The organism is Kangiella sp. M94 (assembly GCF_054926195.1).
In genome coordinates this window covers 1,594,426-1,613,568 of the sequence record NZ_CM142903.1, presented here as the reverse complement: position 1 = coordinate 1,613,568, position 19,143 = coordinate 1,594,426, and the positions used below count along the sequence as shown (strand labels likewise).

Annotated in this window: 17 protein-coding genes; 13 read left to right on the top strand and 4 right to left on the bottom strand. The window is 43.8% G+C overall.

The features are described from left to right. The first annotated feature begins 20 nt into the window (after positions 1–20). Positions 21–3,155, top strand: coding sequence for an AsmA family protein (locus ACYTXU_RS07390; protein WP_462205986.1), 3,135 nt, complete (start codon positions 21–23; stop codon positions 3,153–3,155). Positions 3,156–3,174: 19 nt separating this feature from the next. Here the strand turns inward: ACYTXU_RS07390 and ACYTXU_RS07385 are convergent, their stop codons facing one another. Beyond that, entirely contained in the window at positions 3,175–4,026 is an 852-nt protein-coding gene (locus tag ACYTXU_RS07385; protein ID WP_462209381.1) for a 6-pyruvoyl trahydropterin synthase family protein, read from the bottom strand. A 95-nt stretch (positions 4,027–4,121) separates the two neighbouring features. Here ACYTXU_RS07385 and ACYTXU_RS07380 point away from each other — a divergent pair, with 95 nt between their 5' ends. The 10 genes from ACYTXU_RS07380 (at position 4,122) to ACYTXU_RS07335 (ending at position 13,884) form a co-directional block, all read left to right on the top strand. Then, on the top strand, positions 4,122–5,129 hold the full coding sequence (locus ACYTXU_RS07380) for an adenosine kinase (protein WP_462205985.1): 1,008 nt from the start codon (positions 4,122–4,124) through the stop codon (positions 5,127–5,129). Positions 5,130–5,176: 47 nt separating this feature from the next. After that, positions 5,177–5,638 carry a phosphohistidine phosphatase SixA gene (gene sixA / locus ACYTXU_RS07375; protein ID WP_462205984.1) on the top strand — a complete coding sequence of 154 codons (462 nt, stop codon included), beginning with the start codon at positions 5,177–5,179 and terminating at the stop codon, positions 5,636–5,638. 266 nt (positions 5,639–5,904) lie between these two features. Beyond that, complete coding sequence (locus ACYTXU_RS07370; RefSeq protein ID WP_462205983.1) at positions 5,905–6,702, top strand: lysophospholipid acyltransferase family protein; 798 nt, start codon at positions 5,905–5,907, stop codon at positions 6,700–6,702. Beyond that, positions 6,699–7,613 carry a 50S ribosomal protein L3 N(5)-glutamine methyltransferase gene (gene prmB / locus ACYTXU_RS07365; protein ID WP_462205982.1) on the top strand — a complete coding sequence of 305 codons (915 nt, stop codon included), beginning with the start codon at positions 6,699–6,701 and terminating at the stop codon, positions 7,611–7,613. Before ACYTXU_RS07370 ends, prmB begins: the two co-directional genes overlap by 4 nt. A gap of 14 nt (positions 7,614–7,627) precedes the next feature. Continuing rightward, on the top strand, positions 7,628–8,173 hold the full coding sequence (locus ACYTXU_RS07360; RefSeq protein WP_462205981.1) for an elongation factor P hydroxylase: 546 nt from the start codon (positions 7,628–7,630) through the stop codon (positions 8,171–8,173). Beyond that, the gene (locus ACYTXU_RS07355) at positions 8,161–9,282 is read left to right on the top strand and encodes an ATP-NAD kinase family protein (RefSeq protein ID WP_462205980.1); all 1,122 of its coding nucleotides are present in this window, start codon (positions 8,161–8,163) and stop codon (positions 9,280–9,282) included. Before ACYTXU_RS07360 ends, ACYTXU_RS07355 begins: the two co-directional genes overlap by 13 nt. 460 nt (positions 9,283–9,742) lie before the next feature. Continuing rightward, positions 9,743–10,306, top strand: coding sequence for an NAD(P)H-dependent oxidoreductase (locus ACYTXU_RS07350; protein WP_462205979.1), 564 nt, complete (start codon positions 9,743–9,745; stop codon positions 10,304–10,306). Next, on the top strand, positions 10,306–12,195 hold the full coding sequence (locus ACYTXU_RS07345) for a monovalent cation:proton antiporter-2 (CPA2) family protein (RefSeq protein ID WP_462205978.1): 1,890 nt from the start codon (positions 10,306–10,308) through the stop codon (positions 12,193–12,195). The genes ACYTXU_RS07350 and ACYTXU_RS07345 overlap by 1 nt, the downstream gene beginning before the upstream one ends. A 5-nt stretch (positions 12,196–12,200) precedes the next feature. Beyond that, positions 12,201–12,917, top strand: coding sequence for an ABC transporter permease (locus tag ACYTXU_RS07340; RefSeq protein WP_462205977.1), 717 nt, complete (start codon positions 12,201–12,203; stop codon positions 12,915–12,917). 94 nt (positions 12,918–13,011) lie between these two features. Next, a complete protein-coding gene (locus tag ACYTXU_RS07335) occupies positions 13,012–13,884 on the top strand; it encodes a pirin family protein (protein ID WP_462205976.1) in 873 nt (290 codons plus the stop codon). Positions 13,885–14,045: 161 nt separating this feature from the next. On the opposite strand, the gene ACYTXU_RS07330 is transcribed toward ACYTXU_RS07335, so the two are convergent. After that, entirely contained in the window at positions 14,046–14,300 is a 255-nt protein-coding gene (locus tag ACYTXU_RS07330) for a DUF5676 family membrane protein (protein WP_462205975.1), read from the bottom strand. Positions 14,301–14,610: 310 nt separating this feature from the next. On the opposite strand from ACYTXU_RS07330, the gene ACYTXU_RS07325 reads away from it, so the two are divergent. Then, positions 14,611–15,408 carry a putative porin gene (locus tag ACYTXU_RS07325; protein ID WP_462205974.1) on the top strand — a complete coding sequence of 266 codons (798 nt, stop codon included), beginning with the start codon at positions 14,611–14,613 and terminating at the stop codon, positions 15,406–15,408. Between the two features lie 71 nt (positions 15,409–15,479). On the opposite strand, the gene mnmC2 is transcribed toward ACYTXU_RS07325, so the two are convergent. Together mnmC2 and folE are read right to left on the bottom strand one after the other, a co-directional pair. After that, positions 15,480–17,387 carry a tRNA (5-methylaminomethyl-2-thiouridine)(34)-methyltransferase MnmC2 gene (gene mnmC2, locus ACYTXU_RS07320; protein ID WP_462205973.1) on the bottom strand — a complete coding sequence of 636 codons (1,908 nt, stop codon included), beginning with the start codon at positions 17,385–17,387 and terminating at the stop codon, positions 15,480–15,482. A gap of 8 nt (positions 17,388–17,395) precedes the next feature. Then, positions 17,396–17,953: a GTP cyclohydrolase I FolE gene (folE, locus tag ACYTXU_RS07315; RefSeq protein ID WP_462205972.1), complete on the bottom strand. Its 558-nt coding sequence runs from the start codon at positions 17,951–17,953 to the stop codon at positions 17,396–17,398. A 97-nt stretch (positions 17,954–18,050) separates the two neighbouring features. Here folE and ACYTXU_RS07310 point away from each other — a divergent pair, with 97 nt between their 5' ends. Next, positions 18,051–19,142, top strand: coding sequence for a 4-phosphoerythronate dehydrogenase (locus ACYTXU_RS07310; protein WP_462205970.1), 1,092 nt, complete (start codon positions 18,051–18,053; stop codon positions 19,140–19,142). The last annotated feature ends 1 nt before the right edge of the window (position 19,143 follow it).

The window sequence follows — 19,143 nt, the reverse complement described above, 5'->3', positions numbered from 1 at the left end:
TTGATCGAAACAGGAAGCGTATGACTAAGTTATGGAAGTGGAGCAAGAGGCTCCTTTGGGTATTGGCAGGGTTATTTATCCTGCTGATTCTTTCTGTTTCGATTCTGGTCTATCTGATTAACTCGGAAGCCTTTTTAGAAAAGCAGATTCAACAGCAATTAGGCATGAGCTCACAAGTAGGCGAGCTTGATGTGTCGATATTTTCTGGAACCGTCAGTATCTCTGCAACAAGAGTGGGGCCGGAAGATAATCCTGCCATTACTTTTGATCAACTCACCGCAGAAATTTCTTACTCCGGTCTATTCAGTAGTTTGCTGATTGATAGTATTGAGCTTGATAAAGCCGTTATCCGATACCCCTTCGATTATGAGCTGCCAGCGACTGAAGACGAAGACAGTGCAGAGAGTGACAAAAGCTTCTTCTTTGAGCGCTTAAATGTTGCTGAAATTCGTATTAAAGATTCAGACTTTGTTTTCGATGATGAGGTGAGGTTAGAAGCTACCGGGATTAACTTAGTCATTACAGATTTACCGGTTGCCGAGCGCGGTATTTTTCTATTTAGTCAGCTCAGTGAGTTCTTTGTTGAAAGCAATACTCAGATCACTGCCGATATTGATCAATTACATACGGATAAAAGCACCCTGCATAAGGTTAAGCTACAAGCCAAAGTTTTAGATCAGGATGTGATTATCGAAAAGCTTTCATCAACGTCGGCGGATATTACTATTAGCATTGCTGAGAGTAATTCGGCCAGTAATGTTAATAGCAGTGGTCAGGAGACAGAGCCCCTAACGTTACCGTTCAATAGTTTATTGGTTGAGGCCATTGATATTGGAACCACTCATTTTGAGTTGGAAGGGCAACACCAGCTCTCGGTCAATGATATCCAGGCGACCTTCTCTCAGTTGGTGCTGGTTAAAGATAAAAAGCCTCTGTGGAGTGACTGGAATGATTTTTATCAGCAGCAAAACAGTCAATATACTCTGTCTTCGCAGGAGCTGGATTCCGAGGTTCTCAGCTATAAAACACTGCAAATGGAAGGCGACTTAGCCGACAGCTCTTTTGAGGTTAAACAACTTACGCTGGCCAGCCCGGCAATTAATTATCAGACCGCGACTCAAGCACCTGACAGTGCTGCCAGTCAGTCAGCAGATACTTCGGCTGAGGAAATTCTCTCGCCCGAAGACAAAACGGATTTCCATTTACCTTTTGCGCGGATTCTTTTGCATCAACTCACTGTTACAGACGGAAGTTTAAATCTGGGGTTGGCTGATAGTTACAAAGCGCAGTCAATTAATGGTGAAGTGCAGCAGTTACCGGTGATACTTGATCATAAGTTAGTCATTGCTAGCCCCGAGCTATGGACGCAAAAGACTAATGCCAAGTTGCAAGCTTCTGACGTCAGTTTTCCTCAAGTGGCAATAACAAAAATCTCTACCGATATTGAAAGTGAGTCCGGTAATCTATTGATATCTCCCCTGAATCTAAAGGGTGTCGACCTTGAGTTTGATTTAAGCAAAGCTGAGAAAACTGCTGGCAAGTCTTCGGCCAATAGTGATGCCATACCGTTCAATCAAATAACCATTAAGGACGCTCAAGTTAAGCAATTAAATGCTGTAGCTAAATTGTCTGATGGTGAGTTTAAATTAGAGAATGCTTCGCTAGAGGTTGATGCTTTTCCGTTAATGGCAGACAAGGTGCTTTTTAGTCTTGATACTTTGAACCAGCTTGATACGGCATTTAAAATTAGCGCTGAAAAATTAGAGTCGAAACAGCTGGCGGTTCGTTCTTTATCAGCTGTTGGGTCCATTGCCGATAGTCGTCTGGTGCTTGAAACTCTTAGCAATCAGTCGGGAAGGTTAACGCTTAATTTAGATTCACCATCAAAGCAAAAGGCTGCTTCAGAAGGAGAGGCTTCGGCCGAGCGCCTGCCGATTCAATCTGTTGTCATTAACAGTCTTAACCTGCGTAACTTAAATGGCGTTATTGTTAACATGACGGATGGACTGGATGCGGATGGTAATGAAGTTCGGGTTAAGGAAACTTATAAAATTACGGATGTGGACATGTCTGCGTCAAGTCTATTGCTAGTTAAAAATAACCTTTTAATCAGCGAGTGGTTCGACTCGCAACTTGAAAATTCATTTAAAAGCATTGAGTTGAAAGCTGCTCAGATTCAGCAAGATGAAGATACTTATTCCAACCTTGATATTAAGGCCGTTCAATCGGCTCGCACAATCACCGTTAAGCCTTTAACCGTTAAAGTGAACGAGGCTGATCTCAGCGCAGACTGGCTGATTGACCTGGCTCAGCCGGGCTATGCATCGCATTTTGAATTTGATTTTCAAAATCTTGATTTAGAGAAGTTGGTTCGTCCCGAAAATGAAAAGGGTATTAGCCTTCGCGGCAAGCTGGATGGCTTAGCAGACTTGACCTTTACCGGTTTAAAAGAGGAGGACATTTACTCCAGCTTAAATGGACAAATTCTGCTTACGAACAAAGAGCCGGTGCAATTGGTCAATCTGAACGTGAATAAAGTGTTAGAACGCTTCCTTGAAAGCCAGGAGTTTGGCTTGTTGGATATCGGTGGCTTCGTTTTGGCGGGGCCTGCGGGCTTATTGCTATCACAGGGCGTCAGTATGCAAGGTGTTTTAAGCAATCTTGGTGCTGACCAGGGCAATACCATGTTTGGCCAAATTCACGTTGATATGACCATCGACAAAGGCGTTTTAAAAACGCGTGACGTTGCCGCTTCCACTCAGTATTACCGTTTTGCTTTTGACGGTAATATCGATTTATCGATTATGGCGTTCAACGATTTCGAGTTTATGATTCTCAATGAAGAAGGCTGTAAGGAATATAGCCAAACCCTTAATGGTAGCTTGAGCTCTCCGGAAATTGAAACCTTCCGTACGGCTTTTGATGCGGTGACGGGTTCTGTGGTTGGGCTTTTGAAAACGGGTGTTGGTCTGTTAACCGGTGGTTACTGTGACAGCGTTTATGATGGTAAGGTTGCCCACCCGGAGAAAGGTGTTGATATTCCTAAGCCAGAGCTTAAACAGCCAGAGCCGGAAGTTGACGGTGAGCTTGATGCAGATGGAGAATTAGAGAATAGCTCAGAGGATGAGGCTGAGTCGGGCGAACCGACTCAGTAGGTGTATTTCTTAATGCGGATTAAGCAAAGGCAATGGCGCCTTTGTTAACGCCTTCATAAGCCTTAACTTTAATGCTTGATTGAGGATTCTTTTCTTTCAGTTGATCAGCTATGTGCTGCGCGATAAGTTCAACCGTAGAGTCCTGTTCCATAATATGACAGCGCTCAGCGGGTAGCACTAAAGAGAATTCACCTTGCTCGCTTTGATAAGAGAATTCAAAATACTGCATGCCATTGTCTTCGAAATCTTTCTGTAAATCCTCAGCGGTACCAATATAGATATCACGCCACAACTCACACCAGTAAGTTTCGAGGTCTTGGCTACGTTCGCCATTTTCAAAAATATGTATTTGTGAGCGGTGGCCATGAGCGATGCGCTGGCAGTCGCCCAGATGCTTTTTCAGACCATGGGCATAATGGTAGTAGTCTCCACGAATGTTTTCTGTGCGCAGATTAAGATAAATTTTCTTCACATTATCCGGCACCACTTTCGAGCATGCATCATGCAATATAGAAAGAGTGCTTTCACGGGTGACGCTGACTGCAGGAATTAGAGCAACTGCCTCTTTGGGTGATTGATGACGGTAAAAGTGACCTTGTGTGTCTCGCATCTCAAGAGTGAGTGTATCGCCATCTTCTGACACGGACATTTCGGAGTACTGGCTGGGAACCGCAAACTTATGATCGAGGGTTGCGTCAATCGCTTGTTTGATGCGTTTCTTCACGTCACCAAAATCAAACACCATACCTTGGTCATCGAGCTCTCCTTCGAGCACCAAGTCTACAATCCAACTTTCACCTACGATGCCGCGGGCCGGATCAAAGAAGGCAAAATCAATTACAGTGAGTTGGTCAACAAATAATGCAGGCATAACGATTGGTTCTTTAAAAGCCATTCAATAATGAGCCAAATTATAGCATAATCCCTGCATCGCAAAATTAAACTTTTATAAGCTATTAGAATTTTATGAAGCAATATGATTTATATGCCTTGGGCAATGCATTGGTTGATATCGAAATTGAGGTCAACGAACAGGAACTGGAACGCCTTGGCGTCGAAAAAGGGGTTATGACGCTGGTTGATGAAGAGCGTCATGATTACCTGCTTAGCCATTTGCACGGTAATATCCACCAACGCGCCTCTGGCGGTTCAGCTGCTAACAGTGTTATCGCGCTTGCTCAGTTGGGTGGCAAAGCCTTTCACTCCTGTAAAGTAGGCCGTGATGAGGCGGGTGTGTTTTATGCTTCAGATCTAAACTCTGCCGGTGTCGATAATGGCCTGCATCAGCTTGAAGACAATCACGGTACGACCGGAAAGTGTCTGGTTATGGTCACTCCTGACGCTGATCGCACCATGAATACCTTCCTTGGTATCAGCAGCGAGCTTAAAGAGCAGGATGTCCACTTTGATGCCCTGGCTGATAGTAAATATCTGTATCTTGAAGGTTATCTGGTGAGCTCGCCTGAGGCGCATCAAGCCGCTTTAAGTGCTAAAAAGCACGCACAAGAAAACGGCGTCAAGGTTGCGACCACATTATCTGATCCCAATATGGTGCGCTTTTTTAAGCCTCAGATTGAGCAGATTCTCGAAGGTGGCGTTGATTTGTTATTCTGTAATGATGATGAAGCTCTTGAATTTACTGGCGCGTCCGATGTCGATCAGGCCATGGAAATTTTAAAGCAGTCAGCCAAACAGGTAGCGATCACGCTGGGTAAAAAAGGGGCTATCTTCTTTGATGGTGAGCAGATTCACAATATTGAAGCTCATCCGGTGAAAGCAGTAGACACCAATGGTGCGGGTGATATGTTTGCTGGAGCATTTCTCTACGGCTTAACTCAAGGCTATAGTTTTGCCGAGTGCGGAAAGCTGGCCAGCTTTGCTGCTGGGCACTTAGTGACACAGTTTGGTCCGCGCCTGTATGGCAAAGCGATTGATGAGCTAAAAGAGTTTAATCAACAACACTTCGGCAAATAATGAGACGGACTTTTTTAGAACCAATTCAGGGTTTAATGTAATCGATTATGAAAGTATGGATTATGCGACACGGTGATGCTCCCTATATTGATGGGGAGCGTCAATTGTCTGAGCTTGGCAAGCAGGACGTAGCACAGATGGGGCAACGTCTTGCTGCAATATTGAAAGAGCAGGAGCTGGAACTTGAGGTGATGTTGGCCAGTCCTTACCTTCGTGCCCAACAAACGGCCGATATCGTAGAACAGCAGTTAATGGCGGCTAAAGTCAGGCCGTTTTTAACTGAGCAGGAGCCTCTGTTGCGCTCAGAGTCAGATCCTGAGATGACGGCTTCCTATATCGAAGCGCTACCACAGTCGACAATTCTGCTGGTGAGCCATATGCCACTAGTCGCTAATTTGCTGGCCAGCTGGTTGCCAGGGCAGGGGCGCTATTTCCCGACTTCAGCCGTTGCTGAACTCGAATTTATTGAGGGAAAGCCCAGTCTTATTAACTTTTACGAGCCTAGTTGATCTGGATAGGGCGAACGCAGTTCATTAGTTTGGTAGGGGCAGACCTGTGTGTCTGCCCTTAATTATTTGTGATGTATGAAGAATTCGGGCGCACACACAGGTGCGCCCCTACACAGAGACGGAACATAACTAGTGGGCAGGATCGTAGGAACAACTCATGAGTTGTCCGTACATTCTGAAATGACCCCTGATACAAGTTAATACTGGAAGTTAGGGCAAAAAATGGCTAGCATTGCCACTTCATTGATGATTGACCTTCTATAACTTTGAATTCTTCAACTCAAACAGCACAAACAAAGACCGACAAGCCGCGCCCGCAACCGAAAAAGGCTGGCTTACTAAGAGCGCTATGGGTAATTTCCTATTCGATTCTAGTAACCGGTAAATATTGTCTGAAGACTTTGTATTTTGCCTTCTTTTCGAAAAAGAATATGCGCAGCAAGGTAGATAAAATCCTGTTTGACTGGTCGAGTCGACTGATTTGCGCTGGGCGTTTGGAGTGGGAAGTAGAAGGCGATTTAGAAGCACAAGTTGAAGAAGGGCGTCGTGTCATCATCATGTGCAATCATTCCAGCGCCTATGATATTCCCCTCGCTTTTACTGCTTTGCCGGGCAGTATTCGCATGATTTCTAAAAAAGAAATGTTCAGTATTCCACTACTCTCAAGTGCGATGAAGGCCGCTGAAATCCTTTCCATTAACCGTCAAAATCGTCAGCAAGCGATTAAAGATCTGAAAATTGCTCGTGAAAAAATGGAAAGCGGTATTCGAATCTGGATGTTCCCCGAGGGTACTCGTTCAAAAAATGGTGAGGTTATACCCCTGAAAAAAGGCGGTATTCGTTTGGCGATTGATACCAACGCGCTGATTATTCCAGTGGTCATGCAGGATATCTATAAAGTGTTGCCTGAAAAGAAGTGGCTCAAGATGCGTCTGCATCAACCGGTTAAGGTTAAAGTCGGACAGGCGATTGATTGTCGTGAGTATGATGCAGAACATCGCCATGAACTGTCCGATCTGGTATATAATTCAATGAAAAGGATGTTGGAAGAGAGAAGCTCATGACCTTAAGTCCCATATATCAGGAAGCGGAGCAGTCTTTAGAGACGGTTGCTGACTTCATTCGTTTTGCTGCTTCGCAGTTTCATCAGTCAGACTTATATTTTGGTCATGGTACTGATAATGCCTGGGATGAAGCGGTCGCCATCGTTCTACAAATGCTTGATCTGCCGCAGGATTATCCGCAAGGCATGTTAACGGCTAAGCTGTTAGTTGATGAGAAAAAGCATCTCATTCATGCCATTTTTGAGCGGGTTGAACATCGTAAGCCTTTAGCCTATATCACCAATAAAGCGTATTTTGTTGGCCTTGAGTTTTATATTGATGAGCGTGTGCTGGTGCCTCGCTCACCGATTGCTGAATTAATCGAAAACGATTTCTATCCCTGGCTGGAAGCAGACAATCCTCGCATTCTCGATTTATGTTGTGGTAGTGGCTGTATTGGTTTAGCCATCGCAGCCTACATTGATGATGCTGAAGTAGTGCTTTCTGATATTTCCGAAGATGCCATCACGGTTGCTGATATCAATAACGAGCGTCTGGGTTTGTATCCTAAAGCGCAAACGGTAGTTTCTGATTTATTTGAAGCGCTGAGTGATGAAAAATTTGATTTAATTGTTTCTAATCCGCCCTATGTGGATTCAGAAGATTTGTCTGATATGCCGGCAGAATATCAGCATGAACCTGAAATTGGTTTAGGTTCTGGCGAAGACGGTCTGGATATCACGCGTCGCATTTTGGAGCAAGCCGCTGAGCACCTGACTGAGCAAGGTTGTCTTATTGTCGAAGTGGGTAATAGCTGGCCAGCATTGGAAGAAACTTTCCCGGATGTGCCTTTCAGCTGGCTTGAGTTTGAAAAGGGTGGTGATGGCGTTTTTCTACTGACTCGTCAGCAGCTACTTGAGCACTTTTCATAAACGTTTGTACTTAAATGATTTATAACCAAGACTTTCATAAAGTTGAGGATGTTGTCGAACTCTTCAATCAAGAGTTTTCCGACTGCAATACCCGCCTGCAAGCTGGTGCAGATGAGCCTTTCTATCAAGCTCCTGCAGGTGATAGACCAGCGATTATTTTTTCTTCGCACGACTATTTTGCCAGTGCTTTGCATGAATGTGCGCACTGGTGTATCGCCGGTGAAAAGCGTCGTCAGATAGATGATTATGGCTACTGGTATGCGGCTGACGGTCGAACGCCTGAGCAGCAGCAAGAGTTTTTCAAAGTCGAGCAAAAGCCGCAGGCGCTGGAATGGGCTTTTGCATTGTCAGCTAACCTGCCGTTCCGACTCAGCCTGGATAATCTGAACAATCCATCCGGTGACGCCGAAGCTTTTCGAGAGCAGGTTTATCAAGTCCTGCAGTATTATTTTGAGTATAGTTTCCCCCCTCGTGCATTGCGCATGATTCAAATGCTTTGTCGCTATTATCGACAAGGTCAGCCCATTCAATTTCCTGATATTTCGGCATGTTCCATTTAGGTTTTATTGTTAATCCATTTGCTGGCATTGGCGGAAAAGTGGGCCTTAAAGGCAGCGATGGCCAGGCCATCCGCGAAGAAGCCTTTGCTCGTGGTGCTGTCAGTCAGTCTCTTAATCGAGCAAGACTTGCCTTGCAAATATTACAACCCTACAAAGAACAATTGTTTTTTTATACCGCTTCAGGGGATATGGGCGAAGCGTTACTTAAAGAGTTTGGATTTAACTATGAATGTGTCTACTCATTCGAAGGTCAATCCACGGCACAAGATACTATTGAGGCAGCAAAAAACATTCTCCTCAAAAAAAGTAACTTACTGTTGTTTGCCGGCGGTGACGGCACAGCCCGAAATATTTATGAAGCCGTAGGCGAAGATTTACCAGTGTTAGGAATACCTGCCGGCGTCAAGATTCATTCGGGCGTTTATGCAGTGACTCCTAAGGCCGCCGGATTGGTGATTGAGCAGATGCTGAATAATGAGCTGGTCAGTTTGCTGGAAACGTCAGTGATGGATATTGACGAAGATGCTTTTCGAAAAGGTCGGGTACGGGCTAAAAAATATGGCGAAATGCAGGTTCCTGCCGAACATCGGTACGTGCAGTCAACCAAGTCCGGTGGCAGAGAAGTGGAAGCACTGGTGGTTCAGGATATTGCTGAGTATCTGGTTGAGAATATGGAGGATGACTTCCATTACCTTATCGGCTCTGGAACAACCTGTGCAGCAGTTATGGACACATTAGGGCTACCGAATACGTTGTTAGGTATTGACCATGTTTTTCAGCATCAGCTGATTCAGACTGATGTGTACGAAAAGCATTTATTGGAGTTGGTTGATAATAACCCTGGTAAGGTTAAAGCCATTATTACCATTATTGGCGGGCAAGGGCACATTATTGGCCGTGGTAACCAGCAACTGAGCGCTAAGGTGCTGCGTAAGCTTGGGCGCGATAATCTGATGGTGATTGCTACTAAGACCAAATTACAGCAATTAAACGGTAAGCCTTTAATCATTGACAGTGATGATCCGACGCTTAATGAAGAGTTTTCAGGGCCTATCAAGGTGATAACTGGCTACGAAGACTCGGTTTTATATCCTATTGGCCGAATCTAAATCGGCGGTTATGACGAGATTCGCCACTATCTTTGTGCGAGATCTCTCACAAGCCCCTCCGAGATCGCTGAAAAGACCTGGGTAAAACAACCTTAAAAATGCATGTTTAACATCTAAGCTATTGATTTATTTGTGTATTATCAACTTTGAATGTAAGCCTGATTTAAGAAAACTCAATTTTGACTTGTTGTACAAACCATCATTTTTGCTAAAGTAGCCCGCGTAGTCAGGGAGATTACACAATCTACAAATCGAGTCTGGAAGAATATAGGAACATGGAAACGAGTATACGGATATACCAACCCAAGGTAGGGAATCAGGGGATCTAACGATTCACAGTTGAAAGCGGCTTTTAGCCGCTTTTATTTTGTCTGTCTGTTTTGCAATAATTTATATTTCTAGCGATCTTGTGTAGACTCAAAGCATAGTAAGCCTTACTGGCCGCATGAAAGGAAAAACTATGCAAAACAGGGTCTTAGTCATATTTGCCCATCCCGCTTATGAGCAGTCAATCGCTAACCGCGCTATGGTTTCTGCGATTCGAGATCTCGAAGGCGTGACATTTAATGACCTCTATGAAAAGTACCCTGATTTCTTTATTGATGTTGAAGAAGAGCAACGCCTGCTCAAAGAGCATCAAGTCATTATTTTCCAACACCCTTTTTATTGGTACAGCTCACCGTCTCTGTTAAAAGAATGGCAGGATGTGGTGCTGGATTATTCCTTTGCCTATGGTGATGGAGGTTATCAGCTTTCCGGCAAATGCCTGCTCAGTGCTGTGACCATTGGTGGCAGCGAATCAAGTTATGGTTCGACCGGATTTAATCATTACCCGGTTGAAGAGTTACTCAAACCCTTCGAACAAACGGCTATATTCTGTGGCATGCGCTACCTAAAACCGTTTGTCTTATATGATGCATTGGCTTTGACCGATTCAGAGCTAGCTGATCAGGCTCATCGATATGCTCAGTTATTGCGGTCATTAAGGGATGATGATTCTCTGATTGAAGGGGAGACTTACTAATGGAAATGCAAGGCGCTTTATACCAGACTTTTATATTTCTATTAGCAGCGGTCATTGGTGTGACTCTGGCTAAGAGAATGGGGCTTGGTTCGGTGCTGGGCTATTTAGGGGCTGGCATTATCATTGGCCCATTCGCCTTAGGGTTAGTGGGTGATGATGTATCTGATGTCATGCATTTTGCAGAGTTTGGCGTGGTCATGATGTTGTTTTTGATTGGCCTTGAGCTAGAACCTAAAAAACTGTGGAAATTACGAGTACCCATTTTAGGTTTAGGCGGGTTACAGGTATTAATAACAACTTTATTGATTACCGCTATCTCCATCTCTATCGTTGGCTTGCACTGGAAAATGTCATTAGCGATTGGCATGATGTTGGCCCTGTCGTCAACGGCTATCGTTTTACAAACCCTGTCTGAAAAAGGACTGCTTAGAACTCATGCTGGAAAGTCGTCCTTTTCGGTTCTGTTGTTCCAGGATGTTATCGTCATTCCCATGATTGCGGTGATGCCGTTACTGTCGACGCTGCAAGTTGATGCCACAACTTCTGTTGGGCATGTTGAAGAGTTGGGCTTGCAACAAACCTTCTTAATTCTTGGTTCGGTTATCGGTATTATTCTGGTCGGTCGTTACCTGATTTCTCCAATTTTCAACTGGATTGCAAGGACGGGGCTTCGAGAAATTTTTATTGCTACCTCGTTACTATTGGTGATCACTATCACCTTGGTGATGCAGAAAGTCGGTCTGTCGCCAGCATTAGGTGCATTCCTGGCCGGGGTAGTTCTTGCAGAAAGCCAATATCGGCATGAGTTAGAAGTTGGTTTAGATACTTTTAAGAGCTTATTGCTCGGACTGTTTTTTATTACCGTTGGCGCCAGTATTAATTTAGTGCTGCTAATAGAGTCGGTCTGGCTCATTATTGGATTATTGGCACTGCTGTTAGTGGTTAAGATTGTGGTGCTCGGCATGCTGGCCAGGCAGTTTAAAATGCCTCTGCTGGAAAACCTGATCTTTACCTTCTCTCTTGCACAAGGTGGTGAGTTTGCGTTTGTGCTATCGACCTATGCGGCTCAGAATGGCGTGCTCGATCAAGATACTATATCAATACTGACTGTTGTAGTTACCTTGAGCATGCTGCTAACACCACTACTGATTATTTTTGCTGAGCGAGTGTTACAGCCGCGCCTGAAAAAAGATATTGAGCGTCGTGATTTTGATGAAATTGATGATGGTGAAACTCCTGTTATTGTGGCTGGTTATGGTCGCTTCGGTCAGGTAGTTTCGCGTTTACTTCGTTCACAAGGCTTTAATACAACTCTGTTGGAATACGACGTGATGCAGATAGAGTTGGTTAAACGCTTTGGCACTAAAGCTTTTTATGGCGATGTGACCAATGTTGATATTTTAAGAGCTGCAGGCGCAGAAACCGCAAAGCTGATGATTATAGCGGTGGATAATCAAGACAAGTGCTTAAAAGTGACTAAGTTATGCAAAGAACACTTCCCACAATTAAAAGTCCTGGCCCGCGCAAAAGGTCGCCGCGAAGCGCATGAAATCCGGAAAGCCGGTGCTGATTATGTGATTCGAGAAACTTTAGGTTCAGCATTGCTGCTTGGGCAGGAGGCGCTTAGCGCACTTGGCTATCGTCATTATCAGGCACATCGCGCAGCGAAAACTTTTTTACATTATGACAATAAACACCTTGAAGAGCTGGCGGATATCTGGGGTGATGATAAGCAGTACATTCTGGAAGCGGCAGAAAAAGCAGAATTATTGGAAACGGTTTTACGTGCTGATCAGGAAGCTAATAAAGTCGAGCAGCGTCAACCCTGGATGGCTGATTGGACAGCTGAAGAGGGTGCTGAAGAATCCCAAAACAAGAATGAGGATTAGCAACCTTGACCTTACCTGAAATTGGTTATTTAGAGCTTATATATGTAATTCTTCCGGTTGCGTTAGTGGGTATTATTTTTTACCGCTGGTCGATACCCTTATCTGATTTAATCATTTCAACCACCCGCATGGTGGTGCAGTTAATCGCTATCGGTTTCGTGTTGGTTTACCTTTTTACTACTGATAACTGGTTGCTAGGCCTGGCAGTTTTAAGCTTTATGTTAGTGGTCTCCAGCTGGATTGCTCTGCGCCCTTTAAAAGATAAAAATCGCCATCATTATATACAGTTAGTAACGGCCTTAATGCTCGGATGTGGATCGGTTCTCGCTCTGATTATTGTTGCTGTGCTACATTTAGATCCATGGTATCAACCACGCTACGTTATTCCACTCGGAGGAATGTTGTTGGCTAATACCATGAATAGTTTGAGTCTTGCAGGTGAGCGATTAGATAGCGAGTTATTAATTGCTCAACCTCAAGAACAAGCACGAAATAAAGCCTTTAATACTGCGATGATACCGCAAATTAACAGCTTGCTGGCGGTAGGCTTGGTAGCTTTGCCCGGCATGATGACAGGGCAGATCTTATCTGGTGTGTCGCCCTTATTAGCAGTCCGTTACCAGATTGTGATTATGGCGACCATACTGTGCTCAGCGGCATTTTCGGTTGCGATATATTTGGCTTTACGACTCAAAGCTCGGTTAGACAGCCACCAGGATTAGGTGAATGATTTAGCATCGAGTGTAATACTTTTCGTGACATTAAATTCACGGAAAGTGTAAATAATAGATTGTGTAACTCTGATTTGGAGACCTTATGAATTTACGCGGCATTTTAATGAAAGTGCGAGCCGTGGAACTCATGGAAGGTGGCGGCTTTAAAGTGCGACGTCCGTTTCCAGGACAAATTCCTGACAGGATAGTTGACCCCTTTCTTTTAATTGATGAAATGGGGCCTGCGGAATACAAGCCCGGTGAAGCCGTGGGGGCGCCTGACCATCCGCATCGTGGCTTTGAAACGGTAACCTATATGCTTGATGGGGTCTTTGAACATAAGGACTCAGCAGGCAATAGTGGGCGAATTGCGCCAGGTGATGTGCAGTGGATGACCGCTGGCAGTGGCGTGGTGCATTCAGAAATGCCTTCCAGTTTGATCATGGAGAAAGGCGGCAGAGTGCATGGCTTTCAAATCTGGATCAACTTACCCGCTAAAAATAAAATGGACCCACCTCGGTATCAGGAAGTTCCTGATGAGTCGATCCCAACCGCAACTTCGGAAGATGGTCGTGTATCGGTTAAAATTATTGCTGGCGAAGCTATGGGCAAACAAGCAGTCATTGATACCCATACTCCGATAACCTTTCAGCATTGGATCATCAACCCTGGCAGCTCCTATACTCAAGAGCTCAAAGCAGGCCTTAATGCCATGCTCTATGTGTTCTATGGTAACGGTTTAAGGATTGATGGTCTTAAAGTTGATGATGGCGAAATGGTGATCTTGCACGATGGAGATGGGGTTAAATTTTCACTCGACGCAGAAGCCGAAAGTCATGTCGAGTTTTTGCTACTCGCTGGTGAGCCGATTAAAGAACCTGTCGTCCGTCATGGTCCATTCGTCATGAACAAACCTGCAGAAATTAAGCAGGCCATTTTAGATTTCGAAAATGGTAAGATGGGAAAGATTGAGTGAAAGCAAAAGACTTATTAAAAGATAATAGTTTACCTAAACCTGCTTTATGCAGGTTTTTTTTCGAAATCTTGCCCCATATATCCTTAATGCATATTGCTGAAGAGTAGATGGATTAAGGTTATACGGAAATAGTCTATCTGCTTATATTGGTTACGAATGTTCTAGGACAGTTTGTTATACAAAATGGCTATTAACCAAGCGGTAAATCCGCTAATAATTGACCAAGCCAGCAGTCCTATGACAAACCCAGAAACTCCGAAGTGCCATTGCATATTCATATCACTACTGTGCATCATATCAGCGAATATATTCATAGATAGTGCCGGCAATGCCCAAACAAAGATGAAGCATAGTATCCAGACGATGGCGAAACCGATTGCAGTTGCTATTCCTAATGTTAATGGTTGAATTTTCATTTCAAATCTCCTTGTTACCAAATAACTAATAACCAAGTTATAAGTTACAGCAAATTAAACTGTGCTGTATTGATTTGGCTCAACTCGTTCGAAGTTTTAAAGCATAGCGATGAACTACAAAAATCAGCTCGTATCATGACAGGAAGGGTAAGAAAATCTAACCGATATAATTAGTTAATCTAATCTCTATGGTGTAAAAAAAGCCTTACATTACAAAAAGATATAAGATTTTAACTTTTCATTGACCAACCTATTTTGTTGACTTAGAATCCGCGCCGCACTTTAGATTAAACACACGGAGACTAACAAAGTGAAATTAAAATTAATTACTACAGCGGTTCTTTTTTCTTCAGCGATTTCTGTTTCTGCAGAAGAGTATCAGGTCCTATCTGACATTACTTGGAGTAATGTAGATGTTGCTGGCGACTCATATGATATGTTGGGTTTGTCTGGTACTTATTTCTTCGATAAGAAAGAATCTTTGGGCCCATACAATGAATTCGAATACATCAATAAAGTTAGCAACATTGGCGCAGCTTATACAAACTGGGAAACTGGTGAGTACTACACCGCTGAAGTTTCTGGCGAGTTGTTTGTAGAAAACTTCCTGATCGGTGCTGGCTATGCAGAAGACAAATTTGATAACGATGCGACTCTGTTTTCTTTGGGTTACTTGTTCAGCGATGATTTGTTAGTTCGTGTTGATGCAATAGATACTGATGGTTCTGATACTGTTTACAATATCTCTGCTGCTTACAATCACCAAATTAATGAAACTGATTACCTTGGTTTCACTTTGGCGACTGATGACAACACTGACTATGTCACTTTGTCTTCTAAGTACTTCACTCACTTAGGTGATGACCAGTATTTCACAGCGAATGTTTCATTCACTGATACAGATTTTGGTAGCACTTGGGCGTTAGGTTCAAGCTACTACTTCAGCAAAGCAACTTCAGTTTCTGCAACTTTAGCTGATGATGATTTGTATGAAGTTGGTGCTCAACATTTCTTCAACGAGAACGTTGCGTTGTATGCTAGCTTTGCTTCACAAGATGATCTAGTTGAGACTGAGACTTACACTATCGGTTTGCGTGCTCAGTTCTAATAGGTTGCTTTGATAGAACAAAGAGTCTGTTAGTCATACAAAGCCGAGTAGTTTACGCTTCTCGGCTTTTTTTATGCTTTCTGTACACGTTTAGGGCTGATTCTTTGCAGTAAGAATTTAGGCAGAGGAAGGGACTCATGATTGATAGCGCTACTGATAATTTCTGCACATAAAAGAGCAAGGCATAAGCCACGAGTACCGAAGCCGTAGTTTGTCCATATCATTGGTGAGTTATCAAGTTGTCCGGTGAGTGGGCCACAAAAAGGGTATCGGTCATAAGTTGCAGCGCGAATGCCAACATAATCCTGGCATTGCCTGTTGTCTTTGAGATTCAACCCAAATCGCTCATTTGCTTGCTGTAGATTCTTTTGCCTGTCTTGTGGGCTGATATTTTCATCCAAACTCATATCAAAAGTCGCACCGACAACGAGTTTGTCATCACACTCGAACAGGTGGCCATCGTAATTGATTGGATAGTCTAAGCCTAAACACTGGTTTGGGTTTTGTAACAGTGACGTTAACTGACCTCTGAGTGGAGAAAGTGATGGTTCATTCTGTGCTAACTTATTGAGCAGACTGTGGTGGCCTGTGGCTAAGATAATATGACCAAACTCTTTTAGCTCGTTTAATGACTCAATGGCATGGTTTAAATGAATCCGGTTACTTGGAATGGCATCTACCATTGCTTCACAAAAATCAGGGCCATTAACCAGAATGCCTGGGAGCAGTAAGCCCTGGTGTTCATTGTTGTTAATCTGAGTTTTTTTCCACTTGAGCAACTCGGGCTGCCAATAGCGATTGTCATAAGCTTTCACATATTGCTCAAGCTGCCACTCAGAATATTTTTCACTGCCTAACTGTAAACATCTTTTGCTGTAACTGAGCTTCGAAAATTCTTTTTGATGGCGATGTAAGAATCGTTGTAGGTGTTCCATGCCCATAAAGGTCAATTGACTAAACGCATTATGGTCAAGCGAGATATTCGGTGTTGCCAATAGTGCAGGCATTTTTGAGGCGCCGCTGGCCAGACTGTTGCCTTGCTCAAATATATGAACTTCGATCCCTCTTTGGTGCAAGCTATAAGCTAGCGCGCAACCAGCCAAGCCTGCTCCAATGACAGCCACTTTTTGATGTGGTATGCCGCTCTTTATAAAATAATCATCAGCGAGTGTTGGGTGTGGGCTTGAAATGGTTTTTCCTTGAAAAGAGCCAACCAGCATTTCACGCTTGGAGCCAAATCCTTTTTGTTTCGACACGTCGAAACCATAGTGATGCAGTTGCTTGCGGACAACTGATGCTGCAGTAAAAGTTGCAAAGGTGGTTCGTCTATTTTCTGTATTGGCTCCATGCAATGCCATAAAATGGAGCAGACCTTTAGCCCACATTTCAGGATTCTTGCTGGGGGCAAAACCATCCAGATACCAGGCATCAACTTTAAAGTCTTCTCCTGCGGCAAATTCTTTGAGAGCCTTATCAATAGGATTGAGTATCAGGGTCAATTTAATATTGTGTGGCAACTCAATGGTATAAGCACCGGGCATGGCGGGTGGATATTGAGCCAGCAGTTGTTCAGTAAACTCTGATTCAATATCAAGCGTCTGATACATTTTTTGCAAATCATCGGGGCCAATTGGATATTGCTCTATGCTGATAAATTCAAGTTGAGCATTGGGATTTGCTCTTTGATCTTCCAACTCATGCCAAAGCTTGCAGGTGCGAAGAAAATTTAACCCGGTACCAAAGCCTGTTTCTATAATAATAAATTGGTTCTGAGTCAGGTCTTTGAATCGTTCTGGAAGTCGGTTGCTTTGGAGGAATACATAATCAGTTTCTGCGATACCGTCACGAGTATCAAAGTAGATATCATTGAACTGTGTTGAGTAGGGAATAAGAGGAGCTTGTTCAGTTGAGCCCTCTAAAACTGTGGCTGGGCGCCATTCGATTCTAGCGGGCTCAACGCCTAAAAATGCATTATGCATTACAAGGTTTATCGTTTCTCAATCAGGCTTAAGAATTCGTTGCGGGTGTTTTGCGAAGAGCGGAACTGACCCAGCATAGTGGAGCTGGTCATCACTGAGTTTTGCTTTTCCACACCACGCATCATCATACACATGTGTTTTGCTTCAACAATCACACCTACGCCAGATGCGCCTGTGACATCTTGAACCGCGTGAGCAATTTGCTTGGTCAGATTTTCCTGAATCTGTAAGCGGCGACCAAACATATCAACGATACGGGCAATTTTGGATAGACCAATCACTTTACCGGTAGGCAAATAGCCTACATGAACCTTGCCTATAAATGGCAATATGTGGTGCTCACACATCGAATAAAGCTCAATGTCCTTAACGATAACCATGGCATCATTGTCAGAATCGAAAATCGCACCATTAACGACTTCGTCTAAATCTTGCTCATAGCCATGGGTCAGGAATTTCATCGCTTTAGCAGCGCGTTTGGGGGTATCTAAAATACCGTTACGGGAAATATCTTCACCAATCTCCACCAGGATTTCACGGTATAAGTTTTCTAATTTGTCAGACATTTATCTTACTCTGCGGTCGTTTCAGTCGTAATTCTAATAGATATCGCTACAATACCCAAATAATTATGAGTTTTGTGTGAATACCTGACTGTTAAGTATGAAAATTGTTGCTGATGAAAATATGCCTTTGGTCAAAGAGTTGTTTGGACCATTTGCCGAGGTACAGTTAATCGCTGGTCGAAAAATAACCTCTAAGCATCTAGTCGATGCGGATATGCTTTTAGTCCGTTCAGTGACTCAGGTTAACCAAAGTCTGTTACAGGACAGCAAGGTCAAGTTTGTTGGCAGCGCCACCATCGGCACTGACCACATTGATCGCCAGTATCTTGAACATAATGGCATTCAATTTTCCTTTGCACCCGGCTGCAATGCGCAGGCTGTGGCTGAATATGTTTTGTCAGCAATAGCTTATTGGGCGCAGCAGCGACAAAAAGATGTTACTCAGTGTCGAGTCGGGATTATTGGCGCTGGCAATGTCGGTTCAAAAGTTGCGCAGGTTTTAGAGTTATTGGGCATTGAATACTTGCTCAATGACCCGCCATTAGCAGAGCAGGGCGATTCACGTCCATTTGTATCGCTGGAAGCGATTCAGCAGTGTGATGTGGTGACTTGCCATGTGCCACTGGCGAAAGCTGGCAAACATTCCACTTATCATTTAATCGATCAGAAATTTCTGGCGGGTATGGCGAACGACAGCTTATTGATCAACAGCTCGCGTGGTGCCGTGTTGGATAACAAGGCTGCACTGCAGTCCAGGCAGGCCGGTCATAACATAGACTTTATTCTTGATGTCTGGGAAAACGAACCCGATGTTAATCTAGAGCTGATGGATGAAACCCTGATTGCAACCCCGCATATTGCCGGCTACAGCCAGGAAGGAAAAATAAGGGGTACTTACCAGCTTTATCAAGCTTTTTGCCAGTGGCAAGGCATTGAGCCTAAAATGACGTTAAAAGAATTACTGCCGCAAGCGCCTAAGTGGTCTGTTCCATCTCAACCATATGCTCAGTCAGGAGTGCTTTATCAGAGTCTCCAACCTTTTTATGATATTAAACAAGATGATAGCCAAATGCGGCAGGCGCTGAGACAGGTTTCGGGCCAGGTTTCGAGACACAACGTGGAGACTATTGCTGAGGAGTTTGATAACCTTCGAAAAAATTATCCGCAGCGATTAGAGTTTTGGAGTTAGC